Origin of the sequence: Microbacterium sp. A84, assembly GCF_051842815.1 — a bacterium.
Classification (GTDB): domain Bacteria; phylum Actinomycetota; class Actinomycetes; order Actinomycetales; family Microbacteriaceae; genus Microbacterium.
In genome coordinates, this window is record NZ_JBPXMS010000001.1 from 1,506,836 (window position 1) to 1,521,471 (window position 14,636).

Below are 14,636 nucleotides of genomic sequence, written 5' to 3' on the forward strand. Positions count from 1 at the left end.
CTCAGTAATACACCGCAAGCCGCCCCCGCGGCCCGTCGATCACCTGCACCTCGGTGTCGAAGACGCTGCTGAGCACGGCATCCGTCATGATCTCGTCCGGCGTACCGAACTGCACGATCTTGCCTTCCTTCACCGCGCAGATGTGATCCGCATAGTGACCGGCGAAGTTGATGTCGTGCAGCACGATCACGATCGTGCGACCCAGCTCTGCGGCTGCGCGTTTGAGGTGCTGCATCATCTGCACCGAGTGCCGCATGTCGAGGTTGTTCAGCGGTTCGTCGAGCAAAACGTAGTCGGTGTCCTGAGCGAGCACCATCGCCACATACGCCCGCTGGCGCTGACCGCCTGACAGCTCGTCGAGATAGCGCGACTCCAGGTCGGAGAGACCGAGGAAGTCGATCGCCTCGCTGATGACTCGCTCGTCCTCCACGTTGAGGCGTCCCTTGGAGTGCGGGAAACGTCCGAATCCCACCAGTTGGCGCACCGTCAGCCGCGTGATGAAGTGGTTCTCCTGACGCAGCACCGAGACGATCTTGGCAAGGTCCTTCGATGGCGTGCTGACGACGTCGAATCCGCCGATCTCGATCGTGCCGGCATCCAGACCCAGAAGTCGACCGATCATGGTCAGCAGGGTCGACTTTCCCGCGCCGTTGGGTCCGACCAGCGCAGTCACTCCCCCGGCCGGAATCTGCAGGTTGACCGGCCCGATCGCGACTTCGTCGCTGTAGTCCTTGCGTACGTCGGTGAGGTTGATCACAGCCGACCCTTTCTGAGGATCACGATGAGGAAGAGAATGCCGCCGACGAACTCGATGATGATCGAGACAACGCCCTGCGCGTAGAAAAGGTTCTTCATGACGAACGTTGCGCCAGCAAGCACCACGAACCCGATCAGCACCGAAATCGGGAAGATGTAGCGGTGGTCGTAGGTGTCGGCGAACTGATACGCCAGTGTCGCCACGAGGAAACCGAGGAAGGTCATCGGCCCCACGAGCGCGGTCGACACCGCCATCAGGATCGATACCAGCAGCAGCGTCCGGATGAGTTCACGCCGATGATTCAGGCCCAGGTTCATCGCGATGTCTTTGCCGAGGGCGAGCAGGTTGAGCCGCCTGGCGTTCGTCCACAGCAGGATGCCCGCGACCAGGCACAGCGGGATCGCGATCGGCAACTGTTCGGGGTCGGCATTGGAGATGCTGCCGAACATCTGCGCGGTGAGCACGTCGAACTCACTCGGAGTGAGCAGACGCTGCATGAATGCCGACACCGATCCGAGACCGCCGCCGATGATGATGCCGACCAGCAGCATGACCTGCAGGTTCGCGTAGCGTCCCGACAGCAGCCAACCGTACAGCAGCACGGATAGTCCGACCATCAGGGCGATTTGCAGGACGAACTGCAGATTTCCCTGCAGCGCCACCAGCCCACTGATTCCGAGGAAGTACACCGCGGCGGTCTGCACTGCGATGAAGAGCGCCTCGAACCCCATCAGCGACGGAGTGATGATGCGATTCTCCGTGACAGTCTGAAAACTCACGGTGGCGATCGCCTGGCAGAAGGCGACGATGATCATCACCACAATGCTCGTGCCGCGCATCTGCGTGATGCGCCAGAACCCGTCTGTGCCGAAGGGCACCGGGTTGTCCCACACCAGGATGCCGATTCCGAACGCCACTGCCAGCACGATCAGGATGGTGAGAACCGTGAAGTACTTGCGCCGCGCGCGCCCATGCGGAAGCGGTCCTGCACGGCGCTCGGCGGGAGGACGATGCAGCGGCGTGGTGCCACGCAGAGCCCTAAGCACGACGACGCTGCTTCAGCAGGAGCGCGATGAATACGACCGATCCGACGACGCCGAGGATGAGCGAGACCGGCACCTCGAACGGCATGATGATGGTACGGCCGATGATGTCGCACACCGTGACGATGGCGATGCCGAGCAGGCACACCCACGGCAGGTTGCTGCGCAGGTCGTCGCCCCTGACCATCGAGATGATGTTCGGCACGATGAGCCCGAGGAAGGGGAGGTTGCCGACGATCACGGTGACGACGCCGGTGGCGACGGCGATGAGTGCGGTGCCGAGGAGCACGACGCGGTTGTAGTTGACTCCGATGTTGGTGGAGATTTCCTCGCCGAGACCGGCGACGGTGAATCTGTCGGCGACGATGAAGATGACGACGCCGACGATCGCGACGATCCACAGGGCTTCATACTGTCCGCGCAGCACCGAGGTGAAGCTACCGGCGAACCAGATGCCGAGGCTCTGGAGCATGTCGGTTTGGAGGGCGATGAAGGTGGACACCGCCCCCACGACAGCTCCGAGCATGATGCCCACGATGGGGACGATCAGCGAAGAACGCAGCGACACTCGGCGCAGGAACAGGAAGAAGACCATGGTGCCGATGAACGCCGCGATGATGGCGCCGGTCATCTTGGGCACGATGCCAGCGGTCGGCGCGATGATCATCACGGCGAGCAGCCCGAGGCCTGCCCATTCGGTAGTTCCTGTGGTCGTCGGTTCGACGAAGCGGTTCTGTGTGAGCAGTTGCATCACCAGTCCGGACATGGCCATCGCTGCACCGGCGAGCATGAGCGCAGCCGTACGCGGAATCCGAGTAATGGCGAACATCTCGGCTCCGTCATCGGCACCGAAGATGTCATACACCCCGACGAACAGCGACGCGACCAGCAGCAGCGCAACGATCACAATGCCGATCAGGAGCGTGGGGTCGAATAATCTGCCGCGCGTGCGCGGCTGTGGGCTCAGTGTCGATCGCATCATGGTGTTTCAGTAGATTCTCTCGCATAAACGGGGGCCGCCATCGCCTCGACGGCCCCCATCATGCGTCGCGCTCAGCGTGCTTCGAGTGCGTCCGCGAAGTCGTTCAAGAACTCGGTGTACGTCTGGATGCCTTCGTTCGTGTACGTATCGGCGGGCATGTAGACGATGTTGCCCTCGGAGACAGCGGTGACCTTGGCCAGTGCCTCCGAGTTCTCGAGAATGTCGGCGGCAGGTGCGTAGTTGGGGTCATCGGCGCCGACGGCAGCGTCACGGTCCATCACCAGGATCCAATCGGGGTTGGAGTCGGCGATCGCCTCCACGGCGATATCGTCGCCCTGATGGTCATCGGTGGCATCGGTGACTTCGAGCGCAGGAGTCAGCGCGGCGAAGTCGAACACCGGGCCGAGGGTGCGTCCGACGGTGGGCGCGATGTAGCCGATTGCTCCTCCGGATGTGGTCACTGCCATGACGGTCTCGCTGTCGTCGTATGCGGCCTTGACCCGGTCGATCGCGGCATCGAGGGCGTCGTTGAGCTCAGTGGCTTCGGTCTGCTTGCCGAAGACCTCGCCGAGCACGGTGGTCTGACGCTTGAGTTCCTCGTCGAAAGGCTCACCCTCTCGAGGGTCAAGTTCGAGCACGGCCGCGTCCGGAGCAAGCGAGACGAAATCTTCGTGGAACTCGGCGAAGCGCTGGCCGTTGATGATGAGATCGGGCTCGACGGCGACGACCGCCTCGAGGTTCGGCTCACGGTGGCTACCCAGGTCGATGATCGAGGCATCCTCGGTGTACGAGATCGTGTTGGGCATCAGCGAAACGGCTGCGGCGGTCAGCTCGACGCCCCACGATTCGAGAGTCTCGAAGGTGCGGTTGTCCGTCGCGACGACGGAGGTCAGCGGAAGGTCGAGTGTGTGGGTGCCGTTGTTGTCTTCGACAGTGACCGAAACGGGCTCGTCTGACGACGTCGGCTTCTCAGGTTCCGCAGCCGGTGTCGATGCGCAGCCGGCGAGCGCGAGCGCAGAAATGAGGACGAAGGATGCTGCGGCGAGTGGACGTCGCGAAGACATAGGGCTCCTTTGAAGGGATGCGGGGAAGGCGGTAGAGCTAGGTAAGGCTTACCTCAGCTCGCTGTTATGTAGGCTAGCCTAACTTCATGACCGATCTGAAATCCGGCTTCTCGCTGGTGCGCCATCCGCTCGATCTCCAGTTCCGCACCGTGACGCTCACTGCACGCGAAATTCTCGCCGCGAACTACGTGCGCGTACGGCTCGAGGGCGATGACCTCCTGGGCTTCGATTCCCTCGGCAGTGACGACCACATGCGGTTGTTCTTCCCGGAGGAGACGCCGGAAACCGTGGAGGAGATGCGGGCCGCACCCAGCCGCGAGTACACGCCGCTGGTGTGGGGCGACAACTGGCTTGAGGTCGAGTTCGCCGTGCATGGCGACGAGGGCGTTGCTGCTGTCTGGGCAGCAGGCGCCCCGATCGGCGCGAAGATCGGCGTCGGTGGACCGCGAGGGTCTGCAGTGATCACCGGAACGCCCGGCTCATGGCTCCTGGTGGGCGACGAGACGGCAATCCCCGCGATCCGCCGATTCGCAGCGTTGATCGGCGACCAACCGGCACGCATCGTCATCGAAGTGCAGGGTGGCGACGGAGAGCTCGACATCGAGGCACCCGTCGACGTCGAATGGTTGCACCGCGGCGATGCCCTGGCGGGCTCCGCGCTGATCACTTTCCTGGAAGCGCTCACCGAAGCGGATGCCGTGGGCGCTGACCCGTTCGTGTTCATCGCGGCCGAGCAGGCCATCGTCAAGCCCGGCCGTGCACTGCTGAAGCGCTGGAGCGTCGACACCGCACAGGCGATAGTGAAGGGTTATTGGAAGCGCGACGAGGCCGAGTACCACGCCCCGCACTGATCCGCGCCGCTACCAGGGTTGGGGCATCCCACCGGTGGGCGATCGTGCAGATGATCCCCTTCTGACCGAAGCCCTGCGGCAACTTCGCGCCTACTTCGACGGCCGGCTGACGACGTTCGACATCCCTTTCAATCTCGGTCTGCAGACCGACACGACCCGCGCGGTCCTGACCGCTCTGGCAGAGACCGTCGAGCATGGGCAGTCGATCACCTACGGTGAGCTCGCGGCCCGGAGTGGCACCAGCATCCCCGCCCGTGGCGTCGGCGCCGTGATGGGAGCGAATCCGATCCCGATCATCGTCCCCTGCCATCGCGTCGTCGCCAGCGACGGACTGGGCGGATACTCGGGCGGCGACAGTGAACAGGGACTCGTGACGAAGCGCCGGCTGCTGGAGTTCGAAGGTGCCCTTCCGACCGCGTTGTTCTGAGCGAGACTGTACCCATGGCGACCTTCGATCACCTCGGCATCACCGTTGACGACGTCCCGCGCGCATCCGCGCAGTTCAATCCGGTGTTGGAAGCGCTCGGCTACACCCGCGCTCATGACGCGGAGGATCTGGCGTACTGGCAAAAGGAGGGCGAGCCCGAGCTTCTGTTATACCCGGCACGCGAGGAAGGAACCGGACCTCACCGGCACGGTCGCGTCGGCTGGCAGCACCTTGCCTACGCCGTCGATTCGCAGGCGGAGGTCGACCAGCTCCACGACATTGCGGTCGCCGCAGGGTGGGCCGAAGTGCGCAGGCCGAAGGAGTATCCGCGCTTCACAGACGGGTACTACGCCGCTTTCGTCGAGGACGCGAACGGCATCCGACTGGAGTTCATGCACAATCCGAAGGGCTGGGATTGACTACTGGGCGATCGCCTCTACCTCGTCGACCGCACGATCAGTGAACGCCTGCTTCGGCACGAACACCAGCAGCACCGCTGCCACAAGCGCTGTCACGCCGCAGACGATCCACACCGTCATGTAGCCCTCCAGCGACCCGGCCGTTCCTTCGGTCGCACCGGCCGTCGTGGCAACGCCGTGCATCAGCGCGATACCGAACACGCACGAGGCGATCGCCCCGCCGAGCGTCTTCACCGAGTTGGTGAGTCCGGTCGCGACGCCGGTCTGTGTCTCGGGAGCAGCGGATGCCGCGGCCGCCGGGAGAGCCGCGACGAGCGCCCCGGAACCGATGCCGACGATCACCATGTTCATGATCACCTGCGCGTAGGTGTCATGGAAAGGCAAGAACAGCAGGAACCCGACGCCCACCAGCAGCGCCGCCCCGATGAGGGTGCGCCTCGGCGTGATCAGGCGGGCGATCCGCGAGTAAAGCAGGGCACCGGTGATCATGCCGATGAGATAGATGCCGATGATCAGCGAGGTCGCGAACCCGGTCGTTCCCAGACCGTACCCGTAGACATCCGGATCGGTGCGCGCGAAGGTCGACAGCGGCGCTTGAGCCCCGAGCACGCTCACCCCGAACAGACCGGCCGTGAGGAAGACCGGGCCGAGCGCGGGAGATCGGAACATGCGCACGTCGATCAGCGGGTCGTCGTGACGCAGCTCCCACAGCACGAACGGCACGATGAGCAGGATTCCGAGAACGACGACGGCCCACGACCACGGATTGACCAGGCCGCCCTCCAAGCGCAGCAGGCTGAGCCCGCCGGTGAAGCAGATGAGAGCGATCGAGATGAGCACGAGACCGACCGTGTCGAGCACGCCGCCGTTGGATTCCGGCGACTCCTTCACACCGAACAGGATGACGAAGAAGCACACCACGACGAGCAGCGCCGGAATCAGCAGCACGATCGTGAGCGGCAGCACGTCGATGAGTGCGCCGCCGACGAGTGCGCCCGCAATGGCGCCGGTCTCGAGCGCTGCGACGAGCATTCCCGCAGCGCGAGCGGTGATGATCGAGCGACCTTGGATCCGCCGCGATCGCGACCAGATCAGCGCGATCTCCAACGGTAACCAGACGACGTAGAAGCCCATCAACGTCCACGCAACGAGGAACACCCAGAACGAGTCCGTGAACGGCAGCGCCAGCGCGGCCGCGGCCGTGAGGGCGGTGGAGATCAGCAGCATCCGCTTGTGGCCGACCATATCGCCGAGCTTGGCGAACGCAGGCACGACGAGGGCCGAAAGCATGAGTTGCGTGCCCTCGAACCAGTTCACATCCGCATCATGGATCTGCAAGTGACGGGCGATGTCAGAAAGCATCGGCGTGTAATACCCCTGCAGCACTCCGCTGGTGAACTCGACGAATGCAAGGAATCCGACGATCGAGGCGACAGCGCCCAGGCTGGCAGTACGTGACATCTTCGTCCTCAGTTCAGGTGTTCGAGCAACGCTCGGTGGAAGATCTCGCCGCGTTCCAGCGTGGAAATTTCGACACTCTCATCGACACCATGGATCGAGGCCCGCTGGGCGTTCGACATCTCCAGCGGCGCGAAGCGGTAGACGGCCGGCGAGTACCGGTGGAAGTGGCGTGAGTCGGTTGCCGCCATCATCACGTAGGGCACCGGTCGGACGCCGGGGAATGCCTGTTCCAGTGCCTCGCCGAGCAGAGCGAACTGCGCGTTGTTGGTGGGAGATTCCGGTGACGGCGCACTGCCCTCGAGCACATCGATGGAGACGAGCGGGTCGTTGATTCGCCTGCGCACGCGGACGACGGCATCCTCGACCGTCTCGCCGAGCGCGATACGCAGGTTGATGGTGGCGGATGCCTGTGAGGGGATGACGTTGGCCGCTGTCCCTCCGGACTGCATGGTCGCAGCGACTGTGGTGCGCACCATCGCGGCGGGTTCTCCGCCGAGCGCCGCGAACACGCGCGCTGTGAGGAAGGGCACGCCGGCCAGCACCTTCAGCAGCAGCCGCGATGGTCCGGATGCCTGTTCAGAGAACTGCGACAGCATCCGCGAGATCGCCTTCGGCGTGCGGGGTCGAAACGTTCCTGGATCGAGCCGGTTCACCGCACGGGCGATACGACGCACGGCAGTGAGCGTCGGCGGCGCTGAGGCGTGTCCGCCGTCACCGCGGGTGCTGAGCTTCAGCGTGAGCACGCCCTTCTCCCCGACACCGATCATCGCGGCACGGCCCTGTACGAACGCCAGCGGCGCATCCACCACGGCACCGCCCTCGTCGAGCACGAGCCACGGCACGATCCCACGGTCTTTTAGAACTCGGGCGATCTCCACGGCGGCCGCACCGAAGGTCTCCTCGTTTCCACCGAAGGAGAGGTACACGTCTCGTGCGGGGATGAAACCCGTGGCGAGCAGATTCTCGACGGCTTCGAGCATCACGATGAGCGGACCCTTGTCATCGAGCGCACCGCGCCCGTAGACGTGGCCGTCGGCGATGGTGCCAGAGAACGGTGGGTGCGTCCATGGGTCGCTCTCGTCGACCGGGACGACGTCATAGTGCGCCATCAGCACGAGCGGGCCGTCGGATGCGGCAGCTCGACCATTCCAGTGGAACAACAGTCCGAACTCAGTGTGACGCTCGAGTGGGAGGTGCGCGTGGACGAGCGGATACAGTTCTGCGATCAGCACGACGAAATCTTCGAAAGGCTCGATCCCGCGCTCTTCGAGCTCAGCAGACACCGTCGGCAGCTGAATCATCCGAGAGAGCCGGTCAGCGATGCCCGGCCGCGCTGTCACTGCAGTCATCGGGCCAGACTATCCGGTGAGTCGGCATCCTTCCGGTCGCAGTTTCTGTCGCTATGACGGCTGCCAGGCGACGGAAACTGCGACTGGAACGTCAGGACGCGTGCCAGAGTGTGAGTTTGTCTGGGTTGCGCATCAGATAGATCTCGGCGACGCGATCGGCCCTCACCGCGAGGGAGATGATCGTGTCGACCCTGCCATCGATGCTCGCGAGGAACGCCACACCATCCGGCATCAGTGTCGGAGCGAGCACCATGCCCGGGTTGAGGTGCGGCAGCCCGAGAAGAAATCGTGCCACCCGGTCGGCGCCGAACACGGGTCGGCGGGCCGCGGAAACTTTGCCCCCGCCGTCCGAGCGCAGCACCACGTCGGGGTCGAGCAGCGCGATCAGCGCCGAGAGCTCTCCAGTCGCAGCTGCCGCCGCGAAGGCCCGTGCGACCGCATCGTGCTGCTCACGAGACGCCGCCCCGACTCGGCGCTCCTGCACACGCCGACGGGCCTGTGAGGCGAGCTGCCGCGCGGAATCCGGCGTTCGGCCCACGGTTGCTGCGATTTCGGCGAACGGCATCCCGAACACGTCGTGAAGCACGAATGCGACGCGCTCGGCTGGGGTAAGTGATTCAAGAACGACGAGCAACGCCATGCTGACGGAGTCGTCGAGTGTCACGGCATCCAAAGGATCAACCGACCGTACAGACACAACGGACGATGACCAGGGAACCGGCTCGGGCAGCCACTCGCCGACGTAGCGCTCCCTCCTGGCGCGCGCGGATCCAAGCATGTCGAGACAGATGCGGCCTGCGACACGGGTGAGCCACGCCGCGGGGTTCACGATCACCGCACGTTCGGCAGCCGACATCCGGTACCAACGCACATATGTCTCCTGCACGGCGTCCTCGGCGTCGGCGACTGTTCCAAGCAGCCGGTAAGAGAGCGCGAGCAGGCCACGCCGTTCGTCTTCGAGCGCGTCGATTCCATCCATCACGTCACATCCTCCTCCACCTTCGACGATGCGGCGAGCCGAAATGTGAGGCGGAATCCTCACATTTCCCTGCGCTGCATCGTCGAAGAGGTATGAACATGATCATGCGCCGCATACTGCTGTGGGCGACCGCGGTCGTCGGAGGCTTCGTCGGACTGTGGGCAGCCGTCTGGCCGTCGAGCTTCTACGAGTCGTTCCCTGGCCTCGGCAGAGTCTGGATCGCGGTCGACGGACCCTTCAATGAGCACCTCATCCGCGACGTCGGCGCGCTGTATCTGGCGTTGGCTGCGGCCAGCATCGCAGCGGCGTTCACGCGTGGCCCCGAATCGGGTCGAGTCGTCGGCGTCGCGTGGACCGTTTTCGGGATCCCTCACCTGATCTACCACGCCGCCCAGTTCGGCGGGATGCCGATCATCGACGTGATCGGGAACATCATCGGCCTCGGCGGCAGTGTTCTGCTCGGACTTCTGCTCATGCTTCCTGGACCCCGTAGCCGCAGCCCCAGATCAGGGTCCATCATCGAAACGAAGGAGGACATCGCATGAAGATCGCAGTGGCTGGAGGAACAGGAGTCGTCGGCCGGCGAGCCGTCGATGCTGTGCAGGCCGCAGGCAATGAGGCAGTCGTGCTGAGCCGATCTCAGGGTGTGGATCTCATCACCGGCAAGGGGCTGGATGCCGCGCTCGCAGGCGTCGACGCCGTCATCGACACCGCCAACGTGTCGACACTGAAGGCGGATGCCGCGATCAAGTTCTTCACGACGGCATCCGGAAAGCTGGTGCGCGCGGCTGCGGATGCCGGAGCCCGCCATGTCGTGCTGCTGTCGATCGTGGGCATCGATCGGATGCCGCACGACTACTACGCCGGCAAGGTCGCCCAGGAGAAGGTGTACGAAGACTCTCCCGTGCCGTGGACGATCCTGCGTGCAACGCAGTTCCATGAGTTCGCCGCGCAGCTGTTCGCCCGGGGGAAAGTGGGGCCGCTCCACCTCGCCCCGCGCGCCCGTGTGCAGCCGATCGCTGCCCGCGAGGTGGGCGCGCATCTTGCCGACCTCGCCGCAGGAGATCCTCAGGAGCGCACGAGAGATCTTGCCGGTCCCCGCGAGGAGGCCCTCGACGCGATGATCAAGGCCTATGCGCGCGCCGAAGGACACCGCGGGTGGATCCCCTCCATCAATCTGCCGACGGCGCAGATGAAGGGGATGCGCGCCGGCTACGCGCTGCCCGGACCGGGCGCCGCGCTCGGCCGTCAGACATTCGCAGAGTGGCTCACCGCGCACTGACTCTTACTGCACATTTGTCTGTTCAACAGAGTTATCCACCGATTCCGCGTTGTCGACGATCCACTTGGCAGGATGGGTCGTGTCGATGACAATGAAAGGGTGGACGCGTTGAACGATGCACAGATATGGACGATGATCGGGGCCTTCATCGCCCTGATGTTCGGCATGCTCACTGTGGTGTCGACGCTGTTCATCCGCGTGGTCCGCACCGAGATCGGCGGCCTGCGCGCAGAGATGAACGCACGCTTCGACGCGATGAACGGCCGAATGGACGGACTCGACCGTGACGTGCAGGCGCTGGTGAAGCGCACCTTCGGTCTCGACCGCGAGTGATCCTCCTCCGCGGCTGAGCCCGGAAGCGGCGGGAGCGTGCGGGAGGCGGGAGGACAATAGACGCGTGAGTCTGTTCGCCTTCGCCCCATCCCATGGTCCTCGTTGGCAACTGGGATTGCAGGCGGCGATCGGGCTCACCGTACCGATCGTCGTGCTGACGCTGCTGGGTATGCCGACGCTGGGTTATGTCGCGGCATCCGGCGCATTCACCGTGCTTTTCGCTGGCGCCTCTCCCGTGGTCGAGCGCGCCAAAGTGCTGCCGCTTGTCGGCATCGGCCTCACTCTGAGCGCTACGGCCGGTGCCTTCTCCGCCGCGGAGCCGTGGCTGGTCAGCATCGGCATCGTGGCCATCGCGCTGATCAGCTCGGGACTCGCGTTCGGATTCCGACTCGGCCCGCCCGGCCCACTGTTCTTCGTGCTGATGTTCGGGCTGTCGGCCCAGGTCATCGCCCATTCCCCGGTCGCGCCGCTCGAGTACACCGCCGCCGTTGCTGGCGGTTGCCTGTTCGCGTATCTGGTCGCCGTGTCTCCACTGCTCGTCCCCCGCGTACGCGCCAGACGCGCGCGCCCTCTGCGCGAGTTGCTGCCCGGCCCGGCGCTCGACACCGATGCGAAGATGCTGCTTCTGCGCGTAGCCATCGTGTCCGTGCTCGGTGTACTGATCGGTTCCTTCGTTGATCCTGCTCGCAGCTACTGGATCGTCGGAGCCGCCATCGCCGTGATCGGATCAGCCGCCGCGCGCAAGGCGGCCTTCCAGCGCGGCATGCACCGGATGCTGGGCACAGTACTCGGCGTCGGCGTCTATGCGTTGCTGGTGCTGCTGCATCCTTCCGGGCTATGGATCGCGCTGCTGCTCGGCATCATGCAGTTCTCGGTCGAACTCGTCGTGGTTCGCCATTACGCACTCGCACTCATGATCATCACTCCGCTCGTGCTGCTGCTGACGGGAGCCGCCACGGGCCAGATCGGATCGATGGATGTCGCCCTTGAGCGCATCATCGACACGATCATCGGTGCGACGCTCGGCGCGGTGTCCGGTATCTTGCACGCGAAGCCGCTGCCGAAAAATCCGCCTTCCGACGTCAGCCAGTGATCAGCTTGCGCAGCATGCGCTCGAGCTCCCGGCGCTCCGCGGCGCTGAGCGGTGCGAGCAGCGACTCCTCCAGGGCGAGGTGCGTCGGGTAGATCTCATCGATCAGCGCTCGCCCTTCGTCCGCGAGCCCGACGACACGGCCCCGACCATCTTCGGCATGCGGATGCCGCGTAACCAGACCGGCCGCAGCCAGACGGTCGACACGCTTCGAGGTCGCACCGGCGGTCACCATCGTGTGCGCGGCGAGCTCTCCCTGCGGCAACGTGAAGGGATCTCCTGTGCGACGCAGCGCACAGAGCACGTCGAATTCCCCCTCGCCGAGGTCGTAGCGACGGTAGTTCTCGATCAACGCCTCGGTGAAGTCATCCGATACTCGCCGCATCCGCCCGATGACGGCCATAGGGCTTGGGTCGAGCTCCGGGCGCTCCCGACGCCACTGCTCCACGAACGTCGCTACGCGATCAATCTCTGACATAGGCGCCATCTTACTTTCCATGGAACGTATACTCGTTTCCATGGAAAATAATTCTCGGCGTCAACACAGCGTCTGGCGCACACTGCGCTGGCCGCTGATCGCCGCGATCGGACCGATCGTGTTCGGCTCGACCTACTGGGTCACGCACGAGTTCCTGCCGGCCGATTCGCCACTGTGGGGCTCGGCCATCCGCGCACTGCCGGCCGGACTCGTCTTGCTGCTCGTTGTGAGGAGGCTCCCCCGGGGCGCGTGGTGGTGGCGTTCGATCGTGCTCGGCACCCTGAATATGGGATTGTTCTTCTGCCTCGTCTACGTCGCCGCCCAGCTGTTGCCCTCCAGTGTCGCGGCATCCATCACCTCCGTCGCGCCGCTCATGATCGCGGGCTTCGCCTGGCTGATCCTGCACGAGCGCCCCACCGCGCGCGTACTGCTGGGCGCCGGTGTCGGCGCCGCAGGCGTGCTGCTCATCGTCGGCACCGCGACCGGGCGATTAGACGCCTGGGGCATCGCGGCATCGTTCGCATCGATGGCGATGTCGGCGCTCGGCGCGATCCTCATGAAACGGTGGAACGACGGCACGCCGGTGCTCACCGTCACCGCATGGCAGCTGATCGTCGGCGGCATCGAACTGACCGTCGCCGCCGCCCTGTTCGAGGGAGCCCCGCCCGCCGTCTCACCATCCGAGCTCATCGCATTCGGCTACGTCAGCCTGATCGCCACCGCTCTTGGCTTCTTCTGCTGGTTCAGCGGCTTCCGCCACCTGCCCGCCGGAGTCGTCGGTGTGATCGGGCTACTCAACCCTGTGACGGGCGTCGCACTCGGCGTCGCAATAAGCGGCGAGACGCTCAGCGCGTTGCAACTGCTGGGTATCGCTCTCGTGCTCGGCAGCATCGTGCTGGCCAACGTCCAGCGCAGGCAGCGTTCAGCGCATGCCGAGCTGGGACTCCATCACGACAGCGGCAGCACCGAGCAAAACCAGATCGGGATCGTTTGCGCCGACTTCGATCTTCAAGCCCTCGATGATCGCAGGGCGCAGCCGTAAGTGGATGCCGCTGACAACACCATCCGCGAACGGACCCTCGACGAGCGATGCAGGACCCACCACCACGATCACATTGATGTTCAGCATGATCACGATGGGAGCGAGCACCTCGCCGAGAATCCGCCCGGACGGTTCGAGAATCCCTTCGCCTTCTGCCTCGAGTCGGCGCGCCAGCTGCTGAGCGCCAACGATCATGTCGAGGCATCCGCGTCGTCCACACGGGCACATCTCGCTGTCGGCGACGACGGTGAGATGCGCGATCTCCCCCGCCGCGAACTGCTCGCCGAGCACGGGCTTGCCACCCTCGAGCACTGCAGCACCTACTCCGTTGTCGAGCGCGACGACGATCGCGTCGCGCCCTGAGCGATTGCGGAAGCGGCTGAGACCGAGCGCCAGAAGATTGACATCGTTGCCGACGACCGTGGGGATGCCGGTGCGTTCCTGCAACACGTCGGCGAGCGGCACATCGCGCCAACGCAGCCGATCGGCGACGTGAACCTGCCCGCGATCGTCCACGAGTCCGGGGGATGCCACTCCGATGCCGATGACCTGCGCCGTGGCGCGATCGAGCAGGAGGGTCGCGAGATCCACCGCGTGCTCCAGCGCGGCTTCGCCGCTGGCGTCTCCAATGCTGACCTGCACGCGGTCGACCACTGTCCCGTCCAAGTCGACCAGCGCGCCGATGAACATGTCGTCATGAGTGAGGTCGAGCACGATCGAGACGTTTCCGGCCGCGTCTATGGCCACGCGCGATGCAGGCTTTCCCACCTTCGCCTGTGCGAGAACCCCGAGGTCCTGTACCGTGCCGGCATCCACCAGAGTTGAGACGAGCCCGCCGACGGTAGGTAGCGACAGGCCACTGAGACGCGCAAGCTCGGGTCTGGTCTGCGGTCCGTTCGCGTAGAGCAGTCGGCGGATGACCGACAGATTGTGCTGTCTGGTGACCTGGATCGCCGCCCCGCCTGGGGCATGCGGCTCACGTCGCAGCGCACGCAACTCGGCCGGGGTCAGCGCCAGGATGCCGGTCGCCCCACGAGACGGCTCACCCTGTCGTGCCACGTCATCCTTCTCTCGCACGC

General features: G+C 64.8%; 17 protein-coding genes. 8 read left to right on the forward strand and 9 right to left on the reverse strand.

Annotation, left to right across the window (positions count from 1 at the left end):
* Position 1: 1 nt before the first annotated feature.
* The 4 genes from ACSU04_RS07305 to ACSU04_RS07320 form a co-directional block, all read right to left on the reverse strand.
* Positions 2-757 carry an iron ABC transporter ATP-binding protein gene (locus ACSU04_RS07305; protein WP_439288916.1) on the reverse strand — a complete coding sequence of 252 codons (756 nt, stop codon included), beginning with the start codon at positions 755-757 and terminating at the stop codon, positions 2-4.
* The gene (locus ACSU04_RS07310; protein WP_439281431.1) at positions 754-1,803 is read right to left on the reverse strand and encodes an iron chelate uptake ABC transporter family permease subunit; all 1,050 of its coding nucleotides are present in this window, start codon (positions 1,801-1,803) and stop codon (positions 754-756) included. Before ACSU04_RS07310 ends, ACSU04_RS07305 begins: the two co-directional genes overlap by 4 nt.
* The gene (locus tag ACSU04_RS07315; RefSeq protein WP_439281641.1) at positions 1,796-2,779 is read right to left on the reverse strand and encodes an ABC transporter permease; all 984 of its coding nucleotides are present in this window, start codon (positions 2,777-2,779) and stop codon (positions 1,796-1,798) included. The genes ACSU04_RS07310 and ACSU04_RS07315 overlap by 8 nt, the downstream gene beginning before the upstream one ends.
* 74 nt (positions 2,780-2,853) lie before the next feature.
* On the reverse strand, positions 2,854-3,846 hold the full coding sequence (locus ACSU04_RS07320) for a siderophore ABC transporter substrate-binding protein (protein WP_439281432.1): 993 nt from the start codon (positions 3,844-3,846) through the stop codon (positions 2,854-2,856).
* A gap of 86 nt (positions 3,847-3,932) precedes the next feature.
* Between ACSU04_RS07320 and ACSU04_RS07325 the strand changes: the two genes are divergently transcribed.
* Genes ACSU04_RS07325 through ACSU04_RS07335 form a run of 3 tightly spaced genes read left to right on the forward strand, consistent with a single transcriptional unit; the run spans position 3,933 to position 5,543 of the window.
* Positions 3,933-4,697 (forward strand): siderophore-interacting protein, encoded by a 765-nt coding sequence (locus tag ACSU04_RS07325; protein WP_439281433.1) that lies wholly within the window; start codon positions 3,933-3,935, stop codon positions 4,695-4,697.
* A 34-nt stretch (positions 4,698-4,731) separates the two neighbouring features.
* Entirely contained in the window at positions 4,732-5,124 is a 393-nt protein-coding gene (locus tag ACSU04_RS07330; protein ID WP_439281434.1) for a methylated-DNA--[protein]-cysteine S-methyltransferase, read from the forward strand.
* A 14-nt stretch (positions 5,125-5,138) separates the two neighbouring features.
* On the forward strand, positions 5,139-5,543 hold the full coding sequence (locus tag ACSU04_RS07335; RefSeq protein ID WP_439288917.1) for a VOC family protein: 405 nt from the start codon (positions 5,139-5,141) through the stop codon (positions 5,541-5,543).
* Here the strand turns inward: ACSU04_RS07335 and ACSU04_RS07340 are convergent, their stop codons facing one another.
* From ACSU04_RS07340 to sigJ, 3 genes are all read right to left on the reverse strand, one after another.
* Complete coding sequence (locus tag ACSU04_RS07340) at positions 5,544-7,004, reverse strand: MFS transporter (protein WP_439281436.1); 1,461 nt, start codon at positions 7,002-7,004, stop codon at positions 5,544-5,546.
* A gap of 8 nt (positions 7,005-7,012) precedes the next feature.
* Entirely contained in the window at positions 7,013-8,353 is a 1,341-nt protein-coding gene (locus ACSU04_RS07345; RefSeq protein WP_439288918.1) for a M20/M25/M40 family metallo-hydrolase, read from the reverse strand.
* Between the two features lie 91 nt (positions 8,354-8,444).
* Positions 8,445-9,332: an RNA polymerase sigma factor SigJ gene (gene sigJ / locus ACSU04_RS07350; protein ID WP_439288919.1), complete on the reverse strand. Its 888-nt coding sequence runs from the start codon at positions 9,330-9,332 to the stop codon at positions 8,445-8,447.
* 92 nt (positions 9,333-9,424) lie between these two features.
* Between sigJ and ACSU04_RS07355 the strand changes: the two genes are divergently transcribed.
* From ACSU04_RS07355 to ACSU04_RS07370, 4 genes are all read left to right on the forward strand, one after another.
* A complete protein-coding gene (locus ACSU04_RS07355; RefSeq protein WP_439288920.1) occupies positions 9,425-9,877 on the forward strand; it encodes a hypothetical protein in 453 nt (150 codons plus the stop codon).
* Positions 9,874-10,614: an SDR family oxidoreductase gene (locus ACSU04_RS07360; protein ID WP_439288921.1), complete on the forward strand. Its 741-nt coding sequence runs from the start codon at positions 9,874-9,876 to the stop codon at positions 10,612-10,614. Before ACSU04_RS07355 ends, ACSU04_RS07360 begins: the two co-directional genes overlap by 4 nt.
* Positions 10,615-10,713: 99 nt before the next feature.
* The gene (locus ACSU04_RS07365) at positions 10,714-10,947 is read left to right on the forward strand and encodes a hypothetical protein (RefSeq protein WP_439288922.1); all 234 of its coding nucleotides are present in this window, start codon (positions 10,714-10,716) and stop codon (positions 10,945-10,947) included.
* A gap of 64 nt (positions 10,948-11,011) precedes the next feature.
* On the forward strand, positions 11,012-12,040 hold the full coding sequence (locus ACSU04_RS07370) for an FUSC family protein (protein WP_439288923.1): 1,029 nt from the start codon (positions 11,012-11,014) through the stop codon (positions 12,038-12,040).
* Here the strand turns inward: ACSU04_RS07370 and ACSU04_RS07375 are convergent.
* Complete coding sequence (locus ACSU04_RS07375) at positions 12,030-12,515, reverse strand: MarR family winged helix-turn-helix transcriptional regulator (protein ID WP_439281443.1); 486 nt, start codon at positions 12,513-12,515, stop codon at positions 12,030-12,032. The genes ACSU04_RS07370 and ACSU04_RS07375 overlap by 11 nt on opposite strands.
* Before the next feature lie 40 nt (positions 12,516-12,555).
* On the opposite strand from ACSU04_RS07375, the gene ACSU04_RS07380 reads away from it, so the two are divergent.
* Positions 12,556-13,557: a DMT family transporter gene (locus ACSU04_RS07380; RefSeq protein WP_439288924.1), complete on the forward strand. Its 1,002-nt coding sequence runs from the start codon at positions 12,556-12,558 to the stop codon at positions 13,555-13,557.
* On the opposite strand, the gene ACSU04_RS07385 is transcribed toward ACSU04_RS07380, so the two are convergent.
* Positions 13,438-14,616: an ROK family protein gene (locus ACSU04_RS07385; RefSeq protein ID WP_439288925.1), complete on the reverse strand. Its 1,179-nt coding sequence runs from the start codon at positions 14,614-14,616 to the stop codon at positions 13,438-13,440. The two genes, ACSU04_RS07380 and ACSU04_RS07385, sit on opposite strands and share 120 nt — an antisense overlap.
* Positions 14,617-14,636 lie beyond the last annotated feature (20 nt).